We start from the raw sequence: 24,296 nt of genomic DNA, 5'->3' as shown, positions 1-24,296 counted from the left end.
TTTTGGGGTGCAGTTCAGTGTTGAAAACTTGATATTATGCGTTTTATTGTGGGAAGATTTACTTCATTTTCTCCTGAAATTGAGTTTTTGCCGAGCCTCTTTTCGTTAAAAATAAATGAAAACCGATAACCACTGCCCATCTGTGCTTAGTTTCATCTCTGCACCGAGAAGATGGCATAATTCCTCAGTGATATAAAGGCCTAAACCAGAGGATTCTTCCGTGTCTGATAGATTTTCAGAATAAAAACGATTACTGAGATTTTCTATTCTTTTGATGGGCTGTTTAACAAGGTTTGCAATCTCTAAGACAAGCTGTTCCTTTTCCTTTCTCAAAGATAGACGTGCTTCTTCCTTGCCATGTTTGAGGACATTTCCAAGCAGATTTTGTAAAATTCGATCCAGTAAATCTTCATCAGTCCTCATTTTCAGACCAGTTTCAACCTCAAAATCAAGCGTGATATTTGCCGCCTGAAAAACATCATAATAAGCCAGAGTCTTTTTGGTGATAAAAGCTGAAAAATCCACTTCTTCCAGTTTCGGTTTGACAGCTCCTTCCATCAAACGACGGTATTCTAGGAGAGCCTCCAAACGTTTGGAAACTAAATCAAGATGCTGGGCGATTTTTTGTAAGGTTTCTGCTTTGTCTTCAGGAGATTTTATCAATTGTTGGGTGTAGCCTGAAGCGATAGTCAGAGGCGTCCGAATATCATGGGCGATATTGCTGATGGCCATATCCAGAGTCTGCTTTTCCCTTTTCATAACCAATCGAGACTGCTCTACTTCCTGAAATAGATTCTCAATCTGCTGGTAGAGATGTAAAAAATGTTTGGAAAAAATACTGATTCCGACTCTTTTCATACTACCCGTGAGAATCTTGTCTTCAATCTGTTGACTCAAGTTTTTAAGTGCTAGATGGTAGCGAATTAATAGAATCGATAAAATAATTAAGAGTACCAGTAGGATAAAGATTATCATGTAGGTCATTGCTTGTCTCCTTTTAATCTTACCCCAACTCCCCAAATGGTTTCAATATATTCTTGATTTGGGTCAAGCTGGTTTAATTTTTTACGAAGATTACTCAAATGCGTATTGAGGGTATTATCTCCAGGTAGGTAGCTATCCTCCCAGACCAATTCATAAAGTTCTTCTTTTGTAAAAATTTTCTTAGGATGTTTAAGGAGAGTTTGGAGAATCAAGCATTCTTTCTTGGCAAGGCGAATCGTTTCCTGACTATTTTTGATTTCAAAACTTTCTGCATCAAACTGGATATTTTTCAAGTTTTGTGGCAGATTTTCAGTTTTTACTATTTTCACAGGCTGTTTTTCTGCACTTTGGCGTAGTTGAACAGTAACTCTAGCAAAGACTTCGTCCAAATCAAAAGGTTTGACTATGTAATCATTGGCACCGTCTAAAAGGTATTGGCTGATAAGTTTTTTATCGCTCAAAGCCGTTAGCATAATGACTGGAGTTTGACTTTGTTCCCTGATAGCTTTTAAAACCTGATCCCCATTTTTCCCAGGAAGCATGATGTCTAGCAAAACGAGGTCAATCCCACCTTGGTCAAAATGCATGATTCCTTCTGTACCAGAAAAGGCTTGAATTACCTCATGCTCCTCAGTAAGAAGTGTTCGCAAAATTTCTTGAATGTCACTATTGTCTTCAATAACCAATATTCTAGCCATAAATACCAACCTTTCTGCAACTATTATAGCATGTTTTATTGATAAAGCTTAAATAGAAAAGCTCCTCGCATTAAAGCGCGAGAAAGCCTTAGAGGGTTAAAATATAAAGTTCACTTCCTAGATGACCTAGTATCCCTATAGTTGCTAGTGAAAACGAGTCTAGCAGAATGAATCTCTCATTTCTCCCCTACTAGTCCGTAATGCGTTGATACATTTCGGGTCTTCTATCTCGAAATAAACCCCAGTTTAGGCGTTCGCTTGCTCCCTTATCTAGGTCATAAGTTGCTAACAGAACAGCTTCAGCTTGTCTTTCAGCTAGCTCTAGAATAGCTCCTGTTTCATCCGTCATAAAGGAGGAACCGTAGAAGTCAAGACTGGAACTCTGTCCGCCATTTTCCTCACTTGGTGTGACTTCCTCTAATCCATAACGATTGGCTGCGATGACTGGAACAATATTTGCTGCTGCGTGTCCTTGCATGGTACGTTGCCAGTGACCACAACTATCTGTATCCAAAATTGGCTCTGAACCGATGGCTGTTGGATAAAAGAGCAATTCAGCACCATTTAACGCAAGACAGCGCGCTGTTTCAGGGAACCATTGATCCCAACAGATACCGATCCCAATCTTGGCATAGCGAGTATTCCAGACCTTGAAACCAGTGTTACCAGGCGTGAAATAAAATTTCTCTTGATAATAATGATCATCTGGTATGTGGGTCTTCCGATAAACGCCCAGCACTTCCCCATCTGCATCAATGACAGCAATAGAGTTATATAAGACATTGCCATCTTTTTCATAGAAACTGATTGGTAAAACTACCTTTAGCTCCTTGGCAATGGTTTTAAAATGCTGAATAGCTGTATTGTTTGTCACCGACTGGGCATGCTGGTAGTAGTCATACTGACGTTCCTGACAAAAGTATGGACGTTCAAACAATTCGGGTAAAAGAATAATTTGTGCGCCTTGTTCTGCAGCCTGACGTACTAAACGCTCTGCTGTTTGAATATTTGTTGCCACATCCTTAGCGCATTGCATCTGAATGGCTGAAACTTTTACATTTCTCATCTTTTTCTCCTATTCTGGGATTTGTTGGGTGATACAATGAATATTTCCACCACCTAAGAGAATATCTCTGGCTGGTATTCCGACAACTTTACGGTCTGGGAAACACTTACTGAGGATATCTAAGGCTACTTGGTCGTTTTTATCCTGAAACTGTGGCACTAAAATAGACTTGTTGGCAATATAGAAATTGACATAGGAAGCAGCAAGTCGTTCACCAGCGTATCGCTCTTCTTCTCCTTCTTCGTAGGAATAACCAGGAAGATCTTCTTCTGTCACAACTTGTCGAACTGCAGGGATAGGCAATTTATGAATGGTGAAGTGACGACCTTTTGCATCTGTCTCTTGCTCTAAGAGTTCGAAATCTGCTTTTGACATGGCATATTGAGGATCGCTTTTGTCGTCTGTCCAAGCCAAAACAAGCTCAGCAGGACCAACGAAGGCTGCAACATTGTCAACGTGTTCATTGGTTTCATCCTGATAAATACCATAAGGAAGCCAAATAACTTTTTCAGCTCCAAGGCTGTCTAATAAGGTGTTTTCGATTTCCTCTTTACTGAGATGAGGATTGCGACCAGAACTAAGTAAGCAACTTTCAGTCACGAGAATAGTTCCTTGACCATCGCTATGGATTGCTCCGCCTTCTAGGACAAAAGGTTTGGCATCATAAACAGGCATTTCCAAGGCCTCAGAAAAACGACTGGCTACTTGGTCATCTGCTTCATAATCTTGATACAGACCATCATAGGTTCCTCCCCAAGCATTGAAAGACCAGTCTACTGCCAACTTTTCTCTTTTATCATTTATGAGAATGGTCGGACCTGTATCACGCGCCCAGGCATCATTGGTGGGAATGTCTAGATAAATAACGCTATCTCCAAGGTAGTCTTGGGCTTCAGCTAAGTAATCTTGCTCCACCAAAAGATAGACTCTTTCCCCTTCTGCTATGGTTTTGATAATCTGGCTAAATGCTCTTTTAGCAGCTTTACCTTGAAAAGGCCATGATCCTGGTCTTGTTGGCCAGATCATCAAGGTACCATGATGGGGTTCGTACTCTGCTGGCATGCGATAGCCTAATTTTTTGGGACTGTTTATCATGATAATCTCCCTTTAAAGTCTTGATAGCCAAAGGCTTTGACTAAGCTACAGTCTCCCTGTTCGTCCATGAGATAGAGACTTGGCAATCCAATACCATTAAAGGTATTATTTTTAACAAATGAGTAAATAGCCATATCTTCAAAATAAAGTCTGTCGCCAATTTGAATGGGACTCTCAAAGCTATAATCACCAATCACATCACCCGTTAGACAGGTATTGGAAGAAAGTCTATAGGTATGGGCTTTTTCCTGTGCCTCAAAGCCATTTCTCAAAGGTGGACGATAGGGCATCTCAAGTACATCAGGCATATGGCAAGTCGCAGAGGCATCTAAAACCAAGATTTCCATACCGTTTTCTACAATATCCAAAACTTCTGTTGCCAAATAGCCAGCATTAAGAGCAATAGCTTCACCCGGCTCGATATAGACTTCAAGATTGTAAGTTTCTCGGATTCGCTTAATCTCAGAAATCAGCAAATCCACATCATAATCTTCTCTTGTGATGTGATGACCACCACCCATGTTGAGCCATTTAACTTGATGTAAGTAGGGACCAAACTGCGCTTCTACTGCTTTCAAAGTTGTCTCTAAATCATCTGAACCTTGCTCGCAAAGGGTATGAAAATGAAGTCCATCCACCAAATCCACCAAATCACTAGGAATTTTATCTAGTGTCACACCAAAACGAGAACCTGGTGCACAGGGGTCATAGAGCGCGTGATCACCCTGAGTTGAACATTGGGGATTGAGACGTAAACCAACACTGATACCAGCATCTCGACAACGCGAACCGTGTTTACGCAACTGTCTCTCAGAATTAAAGACGATATGGTCCGTTATCTCCAGCAATTCCTCCAAGTCTGAATCCTTGAAAGCTGGCGCAAAAACATGGACTTCGCCAGGAAATTCTTCCCTTGCCAATTTGGCTTCATAAAGTCCACTAGCTGTCGTACCAGACAGATACTGGCTAATCAAGGGATAGGTTTTGTAGAGGGAATAAGCCTTCTGGGCAAGCAAAACTTTGCAACCTGCTTTTTTTTGAACTTCATGAAGAATTTTACAGTTAGATTCTAAACGGGCTAAGTCAACGACATAGGCTGGTGTTGGTACTTGTTCTAGCTTCATTAGTCCACCATTTGTGGATTTTCAACCACAACCCAAGGCAAACCATACTCATTCAAAGCTTCCATGAATGGATCTGGATCCAATTCTTCAAGGTTGTAAACTCCTGGTTGTTTCCAAGTACCGTTCATAACCAATTTTGTCCCTATCATGGCTGGAACTCCAGTCGTGTACGAAATGGCTTGCGAACCAACTTCCGCGTAGCATTCCTGATGATCGCAAACATTGTAGATGTAGATGGTCTTTTCAACACCATCCTTGACACCTGTAAAGATACATCCGATATTGGTTTTACCAACTGTACGTGGTCCAAGGCTAGCTGGATCTGGAAGCAAGGCTTTTAAGAATTGGATTGGAACAATTTCTTGGCCGTTGAAGTTAATAGTATCTGTACGGAGGAGTCCAACATTTTCAAGACATTTCATGTGCGTCAAGTATGATTGACCAAAAGTCATAAAGAAACGAATGCGTTTGACACCTGGAATGTTCTTGGCCAATGATTCAATTTCTTCATGATGAAGGAGATACATGTCTTTTTGCCCAACCTGTGGGAAATCGTACTCGCGCTTGATAGACATGGCTTCAACTTCGACCCATTTCCCATCTTCCCAGTAAGAACCTGGCGCAGAAACCTCGCGTAGATTGATTTCTGGGTTAAAGTTGGTTGCAAATGGATAACCGTGGTCACCACCATTACAGTCTAAAATGTCGATATAGTGGATTTCATCAAAGTAGTGTTTGAGAGCATAGGCTGAAAAGACACTAGTCACACCTGGGTCAAAACCAGAACCAAGAAGAGCGGTCAAGCCAGCTTCTTTGAATTTCTCCTGATAAGCCCATTGCCATGAGTAGTCAAAGTAGGCTGTAAAACCAAGTTTCTTGCAACGTTTTTCATAAATAGCACGCCACTCAGGGTCTTCTGTATCCTCAGCCTCGTAGTTGGCTGTATCGATATAGTGAACACCTGTTGCCAAGCAAGCATCCATGATGGTCAAGTCTTGATAAGGAAGGGCTACGTTTAAAACAGCTTCTGGCTTATAGCTTTCAATCAGGGCAATCACTTCTTCAACCTTGTCAGCATCAAGAGCAGCTGTCTCAATCTTTGTACTTGTTTTGCCTTCCAGTTTAGCCTTCAAGTCATCACATTTTGACTTGGTACGGCTAGCAATCATAATTTCTGTAAAGGTTTCGCTATCTTGACAAATCTTTGAAATAGCAACTTGGGCAACGCCCCCACATCCAATAACTAGTAAACGACTCATTTTTTTCCTTCCTCTTCTTCTAAAATGTCCTCAACATACTTGGGCAACATAAAGGCACCCACGTGTAAGTTTGCAGTATAGTATTCTGTGAAAAGCTGGCGTTTTTTCCAGCCTTCCTTGTCAAAATCTTTGACAGGGTGGTATTTTTTCGATGCAAATCCAAACAACCAATAGCCAGCTGGACTGGTTGGGATGTGGGCTTGGTAGACCCGACTAATTGGAAAGGCTTGATTAACCTTACGGTGCATGCTTCGGCAAGCCGACTCATCTTCGTCAAAGAAAGGACTACCATGCTGGTATATCATGATACCGTCCTCTTTCAAGGCTCTGTAACTATTTCCGTAAAATTCCTTGGTAAAGAGCCCTTCCGTATGTCCAAATGGATCTGTCGCATCGTTGATAATGATATCGTAATCATCTTCGCAGTTTCGCAAAAAGCGTAGCCCATTTTGATAGTAAATGGTAACACGAGGATCATCTAACCCTGCAGCAAAATCTGGGAAATACTCACGACAGACTTCAACCAACATCTCATCTGGTTCCACGATATCGATTTGCTCCAGTTCAGGATAGAGTGTTAATACTTGGGCAACACCACCGTCACCACCCCCTATTACCAAGACTTTCTTGGGATTTGGGTGCACAGCCATGGGAACATGAACGGTCATTTCATTGTAGACAAAATCATCTGCATCTGAGAACAAGACGTGCCCATTTAAAATCAAAATCTTTCCAAAAGCTGGCGTATCCAAGACTTCGATATCCTGCCATTCACTTTTTCCAGCGTAGAGTTGCTTGGCTGTTCTCAGGGACAATTTCACATCTGGAGTATGAACTTCAGAAAACCATAAATCCATCTAGTTCTCCTTTCTCTTAATGACGTTGATGTGATTGACCTCTGGATCTTCCGTCCCTTGGAGGGAGCAACCACGTTCCTTAGCAAATTGGATATAGTCTACAATTTCACGTGTAATGCGTTCACCAGGAGCCAAGATAGGAATCCCTGGAGGATAGCACATGACAAATTCCCCACAGACCTGTCCAACAGATTCGTCTAAAGACAAACTTTTTCTCTCTGAATAGAAGGCTTCTTGTGGAGACAGCACTAACTCGGGCTGAATATATTCTCCTGCTATCAAGTCCTTCCCATCTCTCGAGTAAAGTCTCTTGATGTCAGCTAGAGCACCTACCAAGCGCTCGATGTCTTGGATGCGGTCACCAATCGAAATATAGGCCAAGATATTGCCGATATCACCAAACTCGATCTGAATGTCGTATTCATCTCGTAGGAGGTCATAAACCTCAATACCTGTTAAGCCAATACCCTGAGTGTAAACTGACAGCTTGGTCACATCAAAATCACAGACCGACACACCATCTATTAACTCTTTTGAGTAGGCATAGTATCCACCGATAGCATTGATTTCACGACGAGCATACTCTGATAGTTCAATAACCTTCTCAAAGGATTCTTTACCACGAAGGGCCAAATTGCGACGTGAAATATCCAAACTAGCCATCAACAAGTAAGAGGCGGATGTTGACTGGGTCAGGTTGATTATCTGACGAACGTACTCAGGATTCATCTGCTCTCCAATTAACAGAATCGAACTTTGGGTCAAACTCCCACCAGACTTATGCATAGAAACCGCCGCCATATCAGCCCCTGCATCCATAGCAGAAATTGGAAGTTTATCAGTAAAATGCAAATGTGCTCCGTGGGCTTCATCTACTAAAACCATCATACCAGCTTCATGAGCCATTTCTGTCAACCCCTTTAGGTCTGAACAGATTCCGTAGTAAGTAGGATTGTTAATCAAAATGGCCTTAGCATCTGGATGGTCCTTTATGGCCTGTGCTACTCGGTCATTTTCAAGACCTAAAGCGATACCAATCTTAGGATTTACACTCATCTCGATATAGATGGGAATAGCACCACATAGAACCAACGCATTAATAGCAGATTTGTGGACATTACGTGGCAGAATAATCTTATCTCCAGCCTTGCAGGTTGACAGAATCATAGTCTGCACCGATGAGGTTGTTCCACCAATCATGAGAAAAGCATGGCTAGCCCCAAAAGCATCTGCAGCCAGCTCCTCTGCATCTCTAATAATCGAAATAGGATGGCCAAGATTATCCAAGGGTTTCATCGAATTGACATCAATGCCAACACATTTTTCACCTAGCAGTTCGACAAGTTCTGGATTTCCCCGTCCACGCTTGTGACCTGGAACATCAAAGGGAACAATCCTTTTCTTGCGTAACTTCACCAAGGCCTCATAAATTGGGGCTTGGTTTTGATCTAACTCTTTCAAGACATACTCCTTTCAATATTTTTAGGACCTTATGAAAACTAAGGAACTAAAGGTTGACTCATGAAAAAAGAGCAGGTTTTCACCTGCTCTGCAATCTTCTGACGTTTTTATGTTTGTTTCTGTTGAGTATGTCTGTTCCTGATGTTTCCTAACTCTCTAGTAGCAAATATTACGTACTTTATTGATCGTTTCACAAGATGACGTGTGCTTTCACCACACTAAAAATTTATGAATTAGGACAAACGTCCTAACATCAACTTATAAAAGTAGGCTTTTAACCCTATCAATAATGTGGTTTTTCAACCACGCTTCGGCATTCAACCCTGCCTGTCCGTAGGCATTTTTTACTCGGGTTTATATTTGCTAGAAAACATCATCTCATTTTCTAAGCTTTATTACTATAACATGTTTTTAAGAACTTGTAAAGCATTTTTTGATAAAAAACAAAAATATGTTCGCAAATTGTTTAGTTTATGTAAAAATATCGATAAATATTTTCTTGTAAACGATTATAAAGTGAACAAAATGTTTATCGTATTTAATTTAAAATTTTTTATGCTATTCTATACTCTTTACCTTCGGTGTTTGATCTATCAGAGAAGATGTCGACATTTTTACATTATTAAAATCGTGCAACTTTTTTCAGATAGTTTTAAAAGATTGATTTCCTTATATTTTTCCTTTATACTGGATAAAAAGGAGAATAATATGTCAGAAACAAATCACGAAATTGATTCAAATTTTGCAGGTCGTTTAAATATCCTGCGTGCGGGCGTTCTTGGTGCCAATGATGGGATTATTTCCATTGCTGGTGTGGTTATCGGGGTTGCCAGTGCCACGACCAATATCTGGATTATCTTTTTATCAGGCTTTGCAGCTATCTTGGCAGGTGCCTTTTCAATGGCTGGTGGAGAATATGTGTCCGTTTCAACTCAAAAAGATACTGAGGAAGCAGCTGTTGCGCGTGAGCAAGTCTTGCTAGACCAAGATATAGAGTTAGCCAAAAAATCCCTCTATGCTGCCTATATCCAAAACGGAGAATGCGAAACCTCTGCCCAACTCTTGACCAACAAGGCCTTTCTTAAAAATCCACTCAAGGCTCTGGTCGAGGAAAAATATGGGATAGAGTATGAAGAATTTACCAATCCTTGGCACGCTGCCATTTCTAGCTTTGTTGCCTTTTTCCTTGGAAGTTTGCCTCCAATGCTCTCAGTGACCATTTTCCCAAGTGACTACCGCATCCCTGCTACTGTCCTTATCGTCGGTGTGGCCCTTCTTCTCACTGGCTACACAAGTGCCAAACTTGGAAAAGCCCCAACCAAAACAGCTATGATTCGAAACCTAGCTATTGGTCTCTTGACCATGGGAGTTACCTTCTTACTCGGTCAACTTTTCAGCATTTAGAATACAAGAAATACCTCGATTTTGAAGTCGAGGTATCTTTTTTACATTTGCACAATCTTGCGATAACTTCTTGAAGTAATCATGAAAATAAGCACATAGGCGATGAGGAAGATAGCGCAGATAGACAAGGTTACAGTCAACATCATAGTCGTATCTATTACACCGATCACTTTTAAAATCAGACTAAGCATATGGTAGGCAAAGGCGAGATGTATGAAGGCAAAGAGCAAAGGAAGGAAGAAAACAGTTAAAACCTGTTTGTTGATGGTTTGCTTGATTTGCTTTTGATCTAAACCGACTTTCTGCAAGATAATAAAGCGTTCACGGTCTTCGTAGCCTTCAGAAATTTGTTTGTAGTAGATGACCAGAACGGTTCCGACCATAAAGATAATGGATAGGAAAATACCAATAAAGAAGACACCACCAAAGAGGGCACTCATTTGAGCACTAGCATCTGCTAGATTGCTACCATACACATAGCTACCTTCAGTGTTTAATTGAGCATTAAACTGATTAAGGTAGTTTTCATATTCTTCAGCTACCTTGAGTTGTTCTTCTTCACTGATATTTACATTCATACCACCGTAAAACTGATTATAGATATCCGAATCTGGGAATTGGTCCAAAAAGGCTTGTAAATTAGGTACAACAAGGTAATTGTAATCAGAAGTCAAAATATTAAACTGATTTGGGACATGGTTCACAATAAAATCTGTATTAAATTCTTCTTTTACAGAAAATTGATGATCATTTAGAGTTAGAACTTTCTGTTCTTTAACTCCCTCATTCTTGGCAAAGAGTCCAACCTCATTTCCTGATAGAGAAATTTTTTGACCAGTCATATTTTCATAATCTTTTTGGTCAAATACCATAAAAACTGTTTTGACTTGGACACGGTTTTGTCCTTTTTCAAATATGGTTAACTTGCTACCTTCTTGGTTTGCAACACCAAAGTAAGCGTAACGAAGAACTTCTTTTTCTTTGATATTATAACCTTTGTCACTTGCAAACTGGCTCAAGAGTTTGTCCAAATCTTCTTTTTCAACATTTTGTCCAGTAATCCCAAAATCATGCGGATTTAGAACTTTTTTAAAGCTTTCTGAGGCATTGAAAATACTAGTAGCTGCTGACATGGTTACCAAAACCATTGTTGATAAAATAGCGATAGTTGCTAGTCCAACCGCATTTTTCTTCATACGGAAAATCAAATTAGACACTGAGATAAGGTTATTTGGTTGGTAATAGTATTTCTTATTTTTCTTCAAGATTTGGAGGAAAACGGTAATTCCTGCATTGAACAAGAGATAAGTACCAAAGATAACCAGCAAAACAGCTAAGAAGAAGGTTGTTAAGGCTGTAAGGGGATCTTTTACAGTAACTGCAAGATAATATCCACCACCTAAACTAATCGCACCAAGAATAGTTTGGAGGGATAGGAAACGACCTTTTCTCTCACCGCTAGCTTTCTCACGTGAGAGCTGGAGGGCATTCATACGGGCGATTCGAAGAGCATTCAGGAACATGAGACCTAGAAAAATCAAACCGAAGACAACAAGTACTGTAATGACAACTTTCATCTGGAAGGTAGCGACTAGTTCTACCTTTAATTTCATCAGTTTGAGCAAGAAAGCGAAAATTAACTTGTCAAACAAGGCTCCAATACCGATACCCGCTCCAACAGTTAGAATTCCAAAAAGCACCAACTCCTTAAAGGTCATACTGATCAGATGTCGCTTCTCCAAGCCCAACATGCCATAAATTCCTAGTTCCTTGGAACGGTTCTTCATGACAAAACTATTGGCATAGAGGACGATAATGGCTGACGCAAGGGTGACGACAAACATACCAAATCCTAGAGTAGCTTGAATCGTTTCACCTCCACGGATTTCCGAAATCTTGGGATTAAAGGTTAGGGAATAAAAGAGATAGGTGACTGTGACTGCCAAGAGGACAGCCAGCGCAAAAGGATAGTAGAGTTTGCGGTTTTTAATCAAGTTCGATACCGCTAACTTATTGGTTAATCGAAACATACTAATTCACCTCGCTTGCCATGACAGTCAAGGTATCAGAGATTTCTTGGAACATCTGACGCTCTGTCTTCTCTCCACGGTAGATTTGGTTGTAAAGAATGCCATCTTTGATAAAGAGTACACGTTTAGCTCTGCTAGCTGCTGCTGTTGAGTGAGTTACCATGAGAATGGTTTGACCGCGCTCATTGATTTCATCAAAGACATCAAGTAAGGCTGCAGAGGACTTGGAGTCAAGAGCTCCTGTTGGCTCATCCGCAAGGAGAATTTCAGGTTCTGTGATGATGGCGCGTGCTACTGCTACACGCTGTTTCTGCCCACCAGAAATCTCGTAAGGGTACTTCTCTTGCAATTGGTTGATGCCTAGATTCTCAGCTGTCACCACCAATTTCTTCATCATCTCCGTAATAGGTCTTCTTGACAAGACAAGTGGAAGCAGGATATTGTCTTTAACAGACAGAGTATCTAGCAAGTTAAAATCTTGGAAGACAAAGCCCAGCTTTTCACGACGGAAACTAGAAGCTTGTGAATTTTTAATGGTTGCTGTGTCAGTTCCATTTAAGTAAACCTGCCCACGACTTGGTTTATCTAGCATAGCTAGGATATTGAGAAGAGTGGATTTACCAGAACCAGACTCACCCATAATGGCAACGTAATCACCCTTTTCTACGGTAAAGTGAATATCCTTGAGGGCTTCTACTTGGTTGCCCTGAAAACGAGTTTTATAAATTTTTTGAACGTGTTTTACATCTAAAAGTGTCATGAGAATCTCCTTTCTTAATATCCCATCAAATGAAATGTTGCTTGCATCATAGCGCATCCCAGCTGAACACGCTCGATTTCTTTGTGACTTGGTTTTCTAGTTTTCTTATGTAAGATTTGTTTCATGATGTTACTCCTTTGTTCTTTATGAGTCTAGTTTACATCAAAAAAAGACTGCTTGCCATAACCTAACCTTACAAAAGAGACTTTAATCTTACATTTTTGTAAGATTGGGGGAAATGTAAGCAAAATTACTTAGAAAATAATTTGATTTCCTATTTTTAAAATTGTAAAATATAAGTGTGAAAGAGCTTACTTTGGAAAGGAGGAAGCGGAAACTATTACTCTAGTAAGCTTACTTCGATGAAACACTATTTAATTTAACACTTGCAAGTCGTTCAACCTATAAGGAAAGAAGGTGCGCTTTATGAAACATAAAGAACATATACTCATCGGACTTCTCTATCTGCTCTCTCCATTCATCGGTCAGCTCTTAGTTGAAAAAACATACTTTATCGGTACAGAATTTACAGGTACTGCTTATGTTATTTGCTGGTTATCAGTTGTTATCAGCATCCACCATTTTTCAAAAACTGTTTTCTCTCAGCAACAAAAAGTAGATTAGAAACATGAGTTCAAAAACATGATTTTATACTCTTCTAAAATCTCTTCAAACCACGTCAACGTCGCCTTGCCGTAGGTATACGATACTGACTCTGTCAGTTCTATCCACAACCTCAAAACAGTGTTTTGAGCAGCCTGTGACTAGTTTCCTAGTTTGCTCTTTGATTTTCATTGAGTATTAGTTTGTATATGAAGCTGGGAAAATCTTATTAAAAGTAAAAAAAGCTTTAAATCAAACAGTTTAGACTATTGATTTAAAGCTTTTTGCTTATTCCAAATCTTCTGTAGAACCTCACAAAAACGGCTCTATGACTTTTGAGGTATAGTTCAACTATAAGAGATAATAGTCTTTTGGTGGTATTTACACTATATAGAAATCAAAAAGCAACTCGCGCCTATGTCACCTTACATTCAATCTATTACTAACTTTCTTATCTCTATATTCAACCCTACCTAGTTTTTTATTAAGGATTGGAAGCGAGTTCTTTTTGATTTTCTTTCAGCAGACTTCAAGATTTGTCCTATCCAGAGGATATCTTTTCTTCACCCCCACAATGACTAACAAATGGCTTTTCTTTACTCTACAACTGCTTCAGCGATTTCTTCACGACTAATACCAGCGAAGTAGCGTGTAATATCAATTGTTTCTAGTGCTTTAAGGACATCTTCGCGTTCGTATTTCACTCCACGAAGGACATCTTCTACTGCAGCAACGTCTTCGATACCAAAGAAGTCACCATAAATCTTGATGTCTTGGATTTTTGATTCGAGAACATTAGCAAATACTTCCACCTTACCACTAGTGAATTTGGTTCCACGACGGACGTTAAATTCAGGTGATTTACCGTAGTTCCAGTCCCAAGTTCCAAACTTGGTGTCCTTGATACGATTGATTTCAGCCAATTCTTCCTCAGAAAAAACGTATTCTGTCATTTCAGGGTACTCTTTTTTCATGTATTCCAATAGTAAATCACGGAATTCTTCGACAGTGATTTTTTCTGGTAATTCATTGATAATATTGGTTACGCGAGCACGGACGGATTTCACACCTTTTGATTCAAATTTATCCTTTGAAACCTTGAGGGCGTTAGCAAGGACTGACAAATCAACGTCAAAGAGCAAGCAACCATGATGCATGATACGACCATTGATATAGGCTTGGGCATTACCACAGAATTTCTTACCGTCGATTTCTAAGTCATTACGGCCTGTGAACTCAGCTTTAACCCCAAGTTGAGCTAGTGTATTGATAACTGGCGTTGAGAAGCTCTTAAAGTCAAAAGCCTTGTTTTCATCTTCTTTTGAGATGATCGTGTAGTTTAGGTTATTTAAATCGTGGTAAACAGCTCCACCACCGCTGATACGGCGGACCACCTCAATGCCATTTTCGCGAACATAATCCCGGTTGATTTCTTCGATAGTGTTCTGGTGACGACCAACAATGATAGATGGTTTGTTAATCCAAAGCAGGAAGATTTGATCCTCATCCAAAAGGTGTTTAAAGGCATATTCTTCCAAGGCGATATTAAAGGCAGTGTCGTTTGAATGATTGATAATATATTTCATGATATCCCTTTATACGATAGAGACTGGAAAACATCTTTCCAGTCTAATCTATCTTTCTTTTATTTTTTCTTAGGTGAGTGGATGGCCATTCCTAGAACATCCGCAAATGCTTCATACATCACTTCAGAATAGGTTGGGTGTCCGTGGATAGTCTTCAACATTTCTTCTACAGTGATTTCCATTTCGATGATGCTTGACGCTTCATTGATCAACTCTGCAGCTGCAGGGCCAATGATGTGAACACCGAGGATTTCACCATATTTCTTGTCTGCAATGACTTTAACAAATCCTTGAGCAGCATCTGATGCAATGGCACGACCATTAGCAGCAAAGTTGAATTTACCAATTTGGACATCATATTTCTCACGAGCTTGTTCTTCTGTTAAACCAACTGCTGCTACTTCAGGAAGTGTGTAAATAGCTGCAGGAGTCAAGTTCAATTTAGCAACATGGTGATTTCCTTTAAGGGCATTTTCAGCGGCTACTTCACCCATACGGAAGGCTGCGTGAGCCAACATCTTGGTACCATTGATGTCACCTGGTGCATAAATACCAGGAACAGAAGTTTCCATGTACTCGTTAACCTTGATACGACCACGGTCTAACTCGAACTCTACTTCACCAATTCCTTCGAGGTCTGGTACACGACCGATTGAAAGAAGAGCTTTGCTTGCGATAATATCGTCTTTTCCTTCAATCTTGATACGAAGTTTACCATCTTCTTCGATGATTTCTTGCAGTTTAGTACCAGTCAAGATAGTCATACCTTTTCGTTCAAGAATCAAGCGAAGATTCTTAGAAACTTCAGCATCCATAGCTGGCACGATACGGTCCATCATTTCAATAACAGTTACCTTAGAACCAAATGTCATGAAGGCTTGACCGAGTTCAATACCGACAACTCCACCACCGATGATAACAAGGCTTTCTGGAACTTCGTTAATTTCAAGAATGTCGTCACTTGTCATGACAAGTGATGATTCCATACCAGGAACGTTAATCTTGCTGACTTTTGAACCACCAGCAAGGATAATCTTCTTAGTTTCAAGCAATTCTGAACCATTTACCAAGACATTCTTGTCTTTAGTGATGGTTCCAATTCCTTTATGAACAGTAACTCCATAGCTACGAAGAAGTCCTGCAACACCACCAACAAGAGTATTTACAACTTTAGACTTAGTTTCTAAAAGTTTTTCCATATCAACAGTGAAGTTAGGATTTTCAATCACGATACCACGATTTGCAGCATGACCGATGTTTTCGATAATTTCAGCGTTGTGAAGATAGGTCTTAGTTGGGATACAGCCACGGTTCAAGCAGGTTCCACCAAGTTCAGATTTCTCAACAAGGGCAACCTTACCGCCGAGTTGGGCGGCTTTAATGGCTGCAACATAACCAGCAGGACCTCCACCAATCACAACAATATCAAAGGCATCATCGCTCTTACCATCATCATTTGAAGCACTTGCTGCAGGTACTGGGCTAGCTTCTGGCACTGCTGATCCAGCTGTTGGGATGTTTTCCCCTTCTTCTCCAAGGTAACCGATAACTTCCGTTACTGGAACAGTTTCACCATCTCCTTTAAGGATAGCAATCAAGTAACCATCTTCTTCGGCTTCCAATTCCATGCTGACTTTGTCAGTCATGATTTCCAAAAGGATTTCTCCTTCTTTTACAAATTCTCCGACTTTTTTATTCCATTGGACGATTTGTCCTTCTGTCATATCCACGCCGGCTTTTGGCATAATTACTTCTAAGGCCATGTCTTCCTTCCTTTATCTATATCTTAAAAATGAATACTCTTGCTCTTAAATCAACATTGAGATTGGATTTTCAATCAAGGCTTTCAAGTCTTTCATAAACTTAGCACCAGCCATACCATCCACAACACGGTGGTCAATGGTTAATCCTAGACTCATGATTGGGCGAATCACAATCTCACCATTGACGACAACTGGCTTCTCAATTGTCGAACTCACACCAAGGATAGCTGAGTTTGGTTGGTTAATGATAGGACCAAAGGACTGAACGCCAAACATTCCCAAATTACTGATAGTAAATGTTGAATTTTGCAGTTCGCTTGGAGCTAATTTACCATCCAAGGTACGGCCAATGACGTCTTTGAAGGCTACAACCAAATCTGAAAGGCTCATCTTCTCCGCATTGTAAACAACAGGTGTCATCAATCCATTATCCATACCAACTGCCATGGCAAGGTTGACGTAATTATGAGTAATAATTGTCTTGCCATCTTCTGTCAATGAAGCGTTGATGTAAGGGTGTTTCATAAGAGTTTTAACAACTGCAAGTGAAAGAAGGTCTGTTACAGTAGTCTTCTTCCCAGTTGCTTCCATGATTGGCTCCAGAACCTTCTTACGAAGTGCCAACATTTCAGTCATATCAACTTCATAGTTGAGCGTGAAGGTTGGTGCAGTTAGGTAAGATTCAACCATACGTTGGGCAATAACCTTACGCATTGGTGTCATTGGAATACGCTCAATTTCACCGTATGGTGTTACATTATCAGGAACTTCTTCCATTTTTTCGATCTGAGCAGGAGACTTGATGGTATCGTTTTCGATATTTTCAGGAAGCAAGGCCAAAACGTCCTTCTTCATAATCTTACCACGATGACCCGTTCCTTGGATTTCCTGCCAAGCAATATTATGTTCGAGGGCAATTCGTTTTGCAAGTGGCGAAATGCGAACCACGTTTGTGTCTTTATAAGTTTCCACGTCTTCTTTGTGGACACGACCGTTTGCACCTGAGCCAGAAACGTCGTAAAGGTTGATCCCTAAATCATCCGCTAACTTTCTAGCTGCAGGAGTCGCTCTTAGCTTGTCATCAGCCATGACCTCTCCAATTCTATACTAAGATATTAAGGACGAAGAGGGCAATGAAAAAATAGGAGATTGACGATGTGTTCGATGAACACAAGGAAATCTATCTTTTTTTCGCAGACCTCCGTCCGAATTCAATTACATGATACTAAGGGCGTCAAAAGCGACTGAAAAATAGGAAATCAACGCAGACTTCGATGAAGCCAAGGAGATTTATCTTTTTCCGATCTTTTAGCCCGTGTTCAACTCTACAAGCAACTTGGATACAACACGTATCTCAAGTTGCTACGGTTGCCGCTATTAGGCGGTCAACCTAGTAGACTGACTAATTCATTCGTCGAATATTATCGATTCGACTCTCTCATGTCGCAACTCTTTAAATCACTTGGATACAACACGTATCTCAAATTACTACGGTTGCCGCTATCAAGCGGTCAACCTAGTAGACTGACTAAATCTTTCATCGGTTATTATCGAACCAACTCTTCTTGTGATAGGATGCGATGTTTACATAATTTATCTTATGCAATACTATTCTTTGTTATAAGTTTTTCGGATGGCATCTTTGATGCTTTCAACTGTTGGAATCATTGCATTTTCTAGGTTTTGCGCATAAGGCATTGGCACATCTTCTCCTGCGCAACGACGGATTGGTGCATCTAGGTAGTCAAATGCTTCTGACTCTGAAATAATTGCTGAAATCTCTCCGATATAGCCACTTGTTTTATGGGCGTCGTTAACCAGAACAACCTTACCAGTCTTCTTAACTGAGTTTATGATGATATCCTTATCAAGCGGAACAAGGGTACGTGGGTCAACAATCTCAACAGAAATTCCTTCTTCTGCTAATTCTTCAGCAGCTTGAACCACACGACGGAGCATTTTTCCATAAGTAACAACTGTTACATCTGTACCTTCACGTTTGATTTCCCCAACTCCAAGTGGAATCGTGTAGTCTGGATCAACTGGCACTTCCCCTTTTTGGTTAAATTCTGACTTGTACTCAAGAATGATAACAGGGTTGTTATCACGGATAGAAGACTTGAGCAGTCCTTTCATGTCCGCAGGCGTACCTGGTGCCACAACCTTAAGACCAGGAATATGAGTGAACCAAGACTCTAGAGATTGTGAGTGCTGAGCGGCAGAACCTACCCCATTACCAGCTGCGCATCGAACAGTCATTGGAACCTGACCTTTACCACCAAACATGTAACGAGTTTTAGCAGCTTGGTTGACGATATTGTCCATGGCAATAACCGAGAAGTCCATGAAGGTCATATCAACGATTGGACGAAGTCCTGTCATGGCTGCTCCTGCTGCTGCTCCAGAGATGGCAGCTTCAGAAATCGGACAGTCACGAACACGTTCTGGGCCAAATTCTTCAAGCATTCCGACAGAAGTACCGAAGTCTCCTCCAAAGACACCGACATCTTCTCCCATCAAGAACACATTTTCATCGCGACGCATTTCCTCAGACATAGCAAGGATAATGGTGTCACGGAAGGACATTGTTTTTGTTTCCATTTTATCTCTTTCTCCTTAGTCTGCGTAAATATCTTCAAATGCTGATTCAAGCGGTGGGAATGGACTTTCTTCCGCAAATTTAACAGAAGCTTCTACTGCTTCCTTGACTTGCGCTTGAATTTCTTCCAATTCTGTAGCACTTGCAATGTTATTTTCAATAAGATGCTTGCGAAGATTTTCAATTGGGTCTTTTTGTTTCCACAGTTCCACTTCTTCACGTGTACGATATTTACCAGGGTCAGATGATGAGTGACCAAGCCAGCGATAAGTAACACTTTCAATCAAGACAGGCCCATTGCCACCACGAACATGATCTACAGCTTTCTTAAATCCTTCATAAACGTCGATGACATTGTTTCCATCTTCGATGAACATTCCAGGAATTCCATAAGCAGCGCTACGTTGATGGATATGTTCTACGTTGGTCATTTTCTTGATATCCGCAGAGATTCCATAACCGTTGTTAATGCAATAGAAAATGACTGGCAGGTTCCAGATAGAAGCCATATTTACTGCTTCATGGAAAACACCTTCGTTGGTCGCACCATCACCAAAGAAGCAGACAACGATTTTTCCAGTATTTTGCATTTGCTGACTAAGGGCTGCACCAACAGCGATTCCCATACCACCACCTACGATACCATTGGCACCAAGGTTACCAGCATCAAGGTCGGCGATATGCATAGAACCACCTTTACCTTTACAGGTTCCAGTGTATTTACCAAGGATTTCAGCCATCATTCCGTTGAGGTCAATTCCTTTGGCAATAGCTTGTCCGTGACCACGGTGGTTTGATGTGATCAGATCATCTGGGTTGAGAGCTAACATAGCACCCACGTTAGCTGCCTCTTCTCCAACAGAAAAGTGCGTCATTCCTGGCACTTTCCCTTTCTTTACTAATTGCGCAATTTTTAAGTCCATACGACGGATTTCTTCCATTTTACGGAACATTTCTAGCAAAAGATTTTTATCTAAAGTTGACATCTTCTTGCCTTTCTAACTTTCTTCTTACCTTACTATTTTACCGTTTTTGACAAATACTGTCAAAGTTTTTCTAAAAGAAATTTCACAAAATAAAAAAGAAAATCCAATGAGAACAAGGGATTTTCTTATTAAGAATATTTTTTTCACAAACTTTTTTATCTTTTAGATTTTGCTAAAGATTCAAATCTCTTCATAATCACAATTAAACGCCAACGGTAGAGCACCCCGCTCACAATTAGACTAATAATCAATCCGATCCAGTAAGAATAAGCTCCTAAATCTGTTAGGGAATCAAATGCCATAGCAACTGGGATTGCTACTCCCCAATAACCAACCAAACCAAGGTAAAAAGGAATCACTGTATCCTTATAACCCCGCAAAATTCCCTGAAGCGGTGCCGCAAAGGTATCTGCTAGCTGGAAGAAAAGACTATAAGTCAAAAAGCGCGCTGTCAAATCGATAAATTCTGGATCGTTACCATAAAGACTGGCCACATTTCCTCTAAAAATGTAAAGGAAAGATAAGGTGAAGCCTGCAAAAATAAGGGCTGTCCATCTTCCTAGACCAATATAGGTTTTCGCATCATCAAATCGCTTGGCTCCCACTTCATAGGAAACGACAATAGCCATAGCCGATGAGATACTCATAGGAAAGGCGTACATGAGAGTTGAAAAGTTCATAGCTGACTGGTGACTAGCGATAATCAAGGATGAGAACTTAGCCATAATCAAACCAACCACGGAAAAGATAGCTACTTCCGCGAAGACAGTCCCCCCAATAGGCAGACCCAATCGAACTCCTTCCTTGATTTTATCCATATTAAGTGGAATTCGTTTCTCAAGATGTAGGGCTTTGAGCTTCTCCTGTTTAAATAAAACCAGAACAGAAATACCCAGTAAGACCCAGTAGGCCAAAGACGTACCTAAACCAGAGCCAGCACCTCCCAGTTCTGGAACACCAAAGGCTCCGAAAATCAAGAGGTAGTTAAATCCACTGTTCAAGGGAAGCAACAAAAGCATGAGATACATGGACAGCTTGGTCAACCCCAGCGAATCCAGCAAAGAGCGAATGACACTAAAGAGCAACAGGGGGATAATGCCGATAGATAAAAACCAAAGATAACGAACTGCTACTGCCGCCACTGGTGCTTCTAGTCCAAGATGATTCAAGATTAGTGGTGCCAGGAAAATTACCATCCCCAGCAAGACCACAGATAGACCCAAGGCCAGATAAATGAACTGATAAAAATCAGACGCCACTTCTTCCTTTTTGCCTCGACCAAGATGGTGACCAATGATAGGCACCAAGGCTGACACAATTCCTGTTAGGAATGTAAAGAAAGGACTCCAGATACTGGTTGCCATAGACACACCAGCCAAGTCCATGGTATTGTATTGGCCAGTCATAGTCGTATCAACAAAGGAGGCAGAATAATTGGCAAATTGATAAATCAGGATAGGGAAAAATATCTTTAAAAATAAGATAAATTTGTCTTTAAAATGATGAGTCTGGTACATATAGGCTCTCTATTCTTTTTGTTTACAGAGCAGACTCCCACCTAGTTTTGATAGACGATTTGTCCCTTACAGATGGTGTATTTAACCTGCCCTTTTAAGGCTTCACCGATAAATGGTGAATTAGTTGCTTTGGAAGCAAAATGGGAGTCCACAAGGCGGTCAGCCTTAGCGTCAAAAATAGTGATATCTGCTGGACCATTCTCAGCCAAGTAACCTGCTTCAAAGTTATAAAGCTTGGCTGGGTTGTATGTCATCTTTCCGAGTAATTCCATCAAGCTCAACTCCCCAGCTTCCACCAAATAAGTCAATCCGAGGGAAAGAGATGTTTCTAAGCCAGTCATGCCAGATGGTGCTTTGGTAATATCCTCGACGTTTTTCTCATCCGCATGGTGAGGCGCGTGGTCAGTTGCGATAACTGTGATGACGCCTGATTTGAGGCCTTCGATAACGGCACGACGGTCTGATTCCAAACGAAGCGGCGGATTCATCTTAGCATTGCTACCTTGTGTCAATAGGAGTGCTTCGGTCTTGGAGAAATGCTGTGGCGCTACTTCTGCTGTGACTTGCGCACCTAGCCCTTGGGCAAACTCCACTACTTTAACACTTTCTTCCTTTGACAAGTGCTGGATGTGAACATGGGCCTTAGTTGCATAGGCAATCATGACATCACGCGCCATCATAGCGTATTCAGCCACCCCAGTCGCACCGCAGATATGGAAATGCTCTTTAGCAATATTTTCATTAAACCCAAGAATACCGTTCAAACCTGGATCTTCCTCATGAAGACTAATAAAAGTATTAAGCTTTTTGGCTTCTTCCATGGCTTCCTTGACAACTTTACTACTTTCAAGTGGGATACCGTCGTCTGAGAAACCAACCGCACCAGCTGCTAAAAGCGCCTTAAAGTCAGTCAAATCTTGCCCATTAAAGTTTTTAGTAATGGTCGCAACCGTCTTAACATTAATCTTTTCCTTAGCAGCTGAATCCAGAACTTCTTTTAAAGTCTCTACATCCGAGATAGTTGGACTGGTATTAGCCATCATAACAACCGTTGTAAAACCACCTGCAGCGGCTGCAAGGGAACCTGTGTGGATGTCTTCCTTGTGGGTCTGACCAGGTTCACGGAAATGAACATGGATATCAATCAAGCCAGGAGCAACCACAAGACCAGTAGCATCAATGATTTGGGCCCCTTCTTCTTTAATCTCAGGTGCAATTTTGATAATCTTTCCCTCTTCAATCAAAACATCACACACTTGATCCAAACCAGTCTTAGGATCCATTACACGACCATTTTTGATTAGTAGCATCTGCTTTCTCCTCTATTCATAGAAATCAACTTGGGTATCCAACAATTTATCCCCATCATAAACAAACTTGGCTGAAAAGAAGGGTTTATCCTCTAAAAGCCACTTAACAAAGGTATGGTCACCTTCCCAAGTTGGCTTACTCAAAACCTCATCATAGGGAACCCATTCTAGCGTTCCCTCATTACAGTCAATCAAGTCACCCTCAAACTCTGTCACCTTAAAAACATAGGTATACCAGTCTAAATCTGGTGTAAATTCAGGAAAAGTGATGACACCTTTTAGAACTGGCTTGGCTTTGAGTCCTGTTTCTTCGAGGATTTCACGAGCTGCGCATTCCTGAGGCGTCTCTCCTCGCTCTAGCTTACCACCCACACCAATCCATTTCCCTTCATGGACATCATTTGGTTTCTTATTACGGTGGAGCATGAGCAGTTCTTTCCCGTTATCAATGTAGCAAATCGTCGCTAACTGAGGCATATTCTCTCCTTATTCTAAGCCAATCGATTGGCTCTTGTCTTGTCTCTGTTAAGAATGCATTGGCCTTGGAAAAAGGCTTGGAACCCCAAAATCCTCTGTAAACTGACAAAGGACTGGGATGGGCTGATTCGATAACCAAGTGATGAGGATTGGTAACCAAGGCCTTCTTCTTGCGTGCATAAGCTCCCCAGAGTACAAAAACGACTGGTCTATCTAGATGATTGACCACCTGAATCACAGCATCAGTAAAAGGCTCCCATATCTGACCAGCATGACCATTGGCCTGTCCAGCAGGAACCGTCAAGCAAGCATTGAGAAGTAAGACTCCTTGCTCAGCCCAAGACGTCAAATCATGAGATTTCTTAACGCCGATATCGTCTGACAATTCCTTCAAGATATTTTGCAAGGATGGTGGAGCTGGGATAGAGTCAGGTACAGAAAAACTCAAGCCCTGCGCTTGACCTGGTCCGTGATAGGGGTCTTGCCCTAGAATCACCACCTTAACGTCTTCAAGCGGTGTTGTCAAGAGAGCTTGAAAAACCTTTTCCTTTGGCGGATAAACAGTCCCTTGACCATAAACCTGCTCCATAAACTGATTGATTTTCCCGAAATAACCCTCAGGTAATTGCTCCTTAATCAAAGCATGCCAAGACGAGTGTTGCATAGCCGACTCCTTCGTTTTTACTGCCTCTATTATAGCAAAAAGTGGCTATGGAA

At 40.9% G+C, this 24,296-nt stretch carries 21 protein-coding genes; 2 read left to right on the top strand and 19 right to left on the bottom strand.

The features are described from left to right. Positions 1-105: 105 nt before the first annotated feature. The 8 genes from HT731_RS04290 to HT731_RS04255 all read right to left on the bottom strand — a co-directional run bounded on the left by HT731_RS04290 (position 106) and on the right by HT731_RS04255 (position 8,544). Positions 106-984, bottom strand: a complete 879-nt coding sequence (locus HT731_RS04290; protein ID WP_061759099.1) for a HAMP domain-containing sensor histidine kinase — start codon at positions 982-984, stop codon at positions 106-108. After that, entirely contained in the window at positions 981-1,682 is a 702-nt protein-coding gene (locus HT731_RS04285) for a response regulator transcription factor (RefSeq protein ID WP_061759098.1), read from the bottom strand. Before HT731_RS04285 ends, HT731_RS04290 begins: the two co-directional genes overlap by 4 nt. A gap of 190 nt (positions 1,683-1,872) precedes the next feature. After that, a complete protein-coding gene (aguB, locus tag HT731_RS04280) occupies positions 1,873-2,748 on the bottom strand; it encodes an N-carbamoylputrescine amidase (protein WP_061759097.1) in 876 nt (291 codons plus the stop codon). Between the two features lie 9 nt (positions 2,749-2,757). Then, on the bottom strand, positions 2,758-3,843 hold the full coding sequence (gene aguA / locus HT731_RS04275; protein WP_061759096.1) for an agmatine deiminase: 1,086 nt from the start codon (positions 3,841-3,843) through the stop codon (positions 2,758-2,760). Beyond that, positions 3,840-4,967, bottom strand: coding sequence for a carboxynorspermidine decarboxylase (gene nspC / locus HT731_RS04270; protein WP_061759095.1), 1,128 nt, complete (start codon positions 4,965-4,967; stop codon positions 3,840-3,842). The genes aguA and nspC overlap by 4 nt, the downstream gene beginning before the upstream one ends. Next, positions 4,967-6,226, bottom strand: a complete 1,260-nt coding sequence (locus HT731_RS04265; protein WP_173277779.1) for a saccharopine dehydrogenase family protein — start codon at positions 6,224-6,226, stop codon at positions 4,967-4,969. Before HT731_RS04265 ends, nspC begins: the two co-directional genes overlap by 1 nt. After that, positions 6,223-7,083, bottom strand: a complete 861-nt coding sequence (gene speE, locus HT731_RS04260; RefSeq protein WP_000366713.1) for a polyamine aminopropyltransferase — start codon at positions 7,081-7,083, stop codon at positions 6,223-6,225. The genes HT731_RS04265 and speE overlap by 4 nt, the downstream gene beginning before the upstream one ends. Continuing rightward, positions 7,084-8,544: an aminotransferase class I/II-fold pyridoxal phosphate-dependent enzyme gene (locus HT731_RS04255; protein WP_173277778.1), complete on the bottom strand. Its 1,461-nt coding sequence runs from the start codon at positions 8,542-8,544 to the stop codon at positions 7,084-7,086. Positions 8,545-9,252: 708 nt separating this feature from the next. Here HT731_RS04255 and HT731_RS04250 point away from each other — a divergent pair. After that, on the top strand, positions 9,253-9,948 hold the full coding sequence (locus HT731_RS04250; RefSeq protein ID WP_173277787.1) for a VIT family protein: 696 nt from the start codon (positions 9,253-9,255) through the stop codon (positions 9,946-9,948). A gap of 41 nt (positions 9,949-9,989) precedes the next feature. On the opposite strand, the gene HT731_RS04245 is transcribed toward HT731_RS04250, so the two are convergent. Together HT731_RS04245 and HT731_RS04240 are read right to left on the bottom strand one after the other, a co-directional pair. Beyond that, the gene (locus HT731_RS04245; RefSeq protein ID WP_173277776.1) at positions 9,990-11,978 is read right to left on the bottom strand and encodes an ABC transporter permease; all 1,989 of its coding nucleotides are present in this window, start codon (positions 11,976-11,978) and stop codon (positions 9,990-9,992) included. 1 nt (position 11,979) lies between these two features. Then, the gene (locus HT731_RS04240; RefSeq protein ID WP_000173358.1) at positions 11,980-12,738 is read right to left on the bottom strand and encodes an ABC transporter ATP-binding protein; all 759 of its coding nucleotides are present in this window, start codon (positions 12,736-12,738) and stop codon (positions 11,980-11,982) included. Between the two features lie 426 nt (positions 12,739-13,164). Here HT731_RS04240 and HT731_RS04235 point away from each other — a divergent pair, with 426 nt between their 5' ends. Beyond that, positions 13,165-13,362, top strand: a complete 198-nt coding sequence (locus HT731_RS04235; RefSeq protein WP_033680207.1) for a hypothetical protein — start codon at positions 13,165-13,167, stop codon at positions 13,360-13,362. Positions 13,363-13,937: 575 nt separating this feature from the next. On the opposite strand, the gene HT731_RS04230 is transcribed toward HT731_RS04235, so the two are convergent. From HT731_RS04230 to HT731_RS04190, 9 genes are all read right to left on the bottom strand, one after another. Beyond that, positions 13,938-14,927, bottom strand: a complete 990-nt coding sequence (locus HT731_RS04230) for a lipoate--protein ligase (RefSeq protein WP_061759091.1) — start codon at positions 14,925-14,927, stop codon at positions 13,938-13,940. Positions 14,928-14,986: 59 nt separating this feature from the next. Next, positions 14,987-16,690 (bottom strand): dihydrolipoyl dehydrogenase, encoded by a 1,704-nt coding sequence (lpdA, locus tag HT731_RS04225; RefSeq protein WP_140832617.1) that lies wholly within the window; start codon positions 16,688-16,690, stop codon positions 14,987-14,989. A 45-nt stretch (positions 16,691-16,735) separates the two neighbouring features. Continuing rightward, the gene (locus tag HT731_RS04220; RefSeq protein WP_140832615.1) at positions 16,736-17,779 is read right to left on the bottom strand and encodes a dihydrolipoamide acetyltransferase; all 1,044 of its coding nucleotides are present in this window, start codon (positions 17,777-17,779) and stop codon (positions 16,736-16,738) included. A gap of 519 nt (positions 17,780-18,298) precedes the next feature. Beyond that, positions 18,299-19,291: an alpha-ketoacid dehydrogenase subunit beta gene (locus tag HT731_RS04215; protein WP_000448714.1), complete on the bottom strand. Its 993-nt coding sequence runs from the start codon at positions 19,289-19,291 to the stop codon at positions 18,299-18,301. Positions 19,292-19,306: 15 nt separating this feature from the next. Then, positions 19,307-20,275, bottom strand: coding sequence for a thiamine pyrophosphate-dependent dehydrogenase E1 component subunit alpha (locus HT731_RS04210; RefSeq protein WP_173277774.1), 969 nt, complete (start codon positions 20,273-20,275; stop codon positions 19,307-19,309). Positions 20,276-20,430: 155 nt separating this feature from the next. Then, positions 20,431-21,792, bottom strand: a complete 1,362-nt coding sequence (locus HT731_RS04205) for an MATE family efflux transporter (RefSeq protein ID WP_173277771.1) — start codon at positions 21,790-21,792, stop codon at positions 20,431-20,433. A 41-nt stretch (positions 21,793-21,833) separates the two neighbouring features. Next, complete coding sequence (locus tag HT731_RS04200; RefSeq protein ID WP_173277769.1) at positions 21,834-23,102, bottom strand: dihydroorotase; 1,269 nt, start codon at positions 23,100-23,102, stop codon at positions 21,834-21,836. A 12-nt stretch (positions 23,103-23,114) separates the two neighbouring features. Beyond that, the gene (locus tag HT731_RS04195; RefSeq protein WP_001135771.1) at positions 23,115-23,579 is read right to left on the bottom strand and encodes an 8-oxo-dGTP diphosphatase; all 465 of its coding nucleotides are present in this window, start codon (positions 23,577-23,579) and stop codon (positions 23,115-23,117) included. Then, positions 23,548-24,243 carry a uracil-DNA glycosylase gene (locus HT731_RS04190; protein WP_173277767.1) on the bottom strand — a complete coding sequence of 232 codons (696 nt, stop codon included), beginning with the start codon at positions 24,241-24,243 and terminating at the stop codon, positions 23,548-23,550. Before HT731_RS04190 ends, HT731_RS04195 begins: the two co-directional genes overlap by 32 nt. Between the last annotated feature and the right edge of the window lie 53 nt (positions 24,244-24,296).

This window comes from Streptococcus sp. k-163, from assembly GCF_013277555.1.
GTDB lineage: Bacteria > Bacillota > Bacilli > Lactobacillales > Streptococcaceae > Streptococcus.
Note: the sequence above shows the minus strand (reverse complement) of the source record. Positions and strands in the feature narration are given on the sequence as shown.